Below are 704 nucleotides of genomic sequence, written 5' to 3' on the forward strand. Positions count from 1 at the left end.
GCGCTGTACGACGTCACTCAATCAGTTTGCGCCGAACTCGGGCTGCCGGCCTACGAGATTTCCAACCACGCCCGCCCGGGCGCGGAGTGCCGGCATAATCTGATCTACTGGCGCGGCCAAGAATATGCCGGGATCGGCCCCGGCGCCCACGGCCGGCTCGATATCGGCGCGGTGCGCTACGCCACCGCCACCGAGAAACGCCCCGAGAGCTGGCTGATGCGGGTGGAAGCCACCGGCCACGGGCTGATCGCCGACGAACGCCTCACCAGCGAAGGGCGGGCCGACGAATTCCGGCTGATGGGGCTGCGGCTCGCCGAAGGCATCGATCCGCAGCGCTATCAGCTACTGTCCGGCCGTCCGCTCGATCCCTCCCGGATCGCGCTGCTGCGCGAAGAGGGCGCGATCGCGGTCGACGCCGACGGCCGCTTGCGCGTGACGCAAGAGGGCTTCCCGGTGCTGGACGCTGTGGTGGCCGATCTGGCGGCCTAGCGGACTATGCGCCGATCTCGAGCGAGGTGATGCCATCCTCGCCGAGACCGAACCGATAGGTCAGCCGCGCGGGACTACCCGGAAAATCACCTGCGACATGGGCCGTAACGATCGCGGTCTGTGCGGCCCGTTCGATCGTCAGTGGCTCCATTTGCATCCGATACTTGTCGAGTGCCGCGCGCTTCCAGGCCGCGATCGCTTCCCGCCCCCGATGG

At 68.0% G+C, this 704-nt stretch carries 2 pseudogenes; one reads left to right on the forward strand and one right to left on the reverse strand.

Features of this window, described 5'->3' with window-relative positions:
* Positions 1-489 (forward strand): annotated as a pseudogene (locus DYI24_RS27380) (radical SAM family heme chaperone HemW); the annotation flags it as partial.
* Positions 490-493: 4 nt separating this feature from the next.
* Here DYI24_RS27380 and DYI24_RS27385 read toward each other — a convergent pair.
* A pseudogene (locus tag DYI24_RS27385) lies at positions 494-704 on the reverse strand (nuclear transport factor 2 family protein); the annotation flags it as partial.

Origin of the sequence: Rhodopseudomonas sp. BR0C11 (genome assembly GCF_010820945.1) — a bacterium.
Taxonomy (GTDB): Bacteria; Pseudomonadota; Alphaproteobacteria; order Rhizobiales; family Xanthobacteraceae; genus Rhodopseudomonas; species Rhodopseudomonas palustris_H.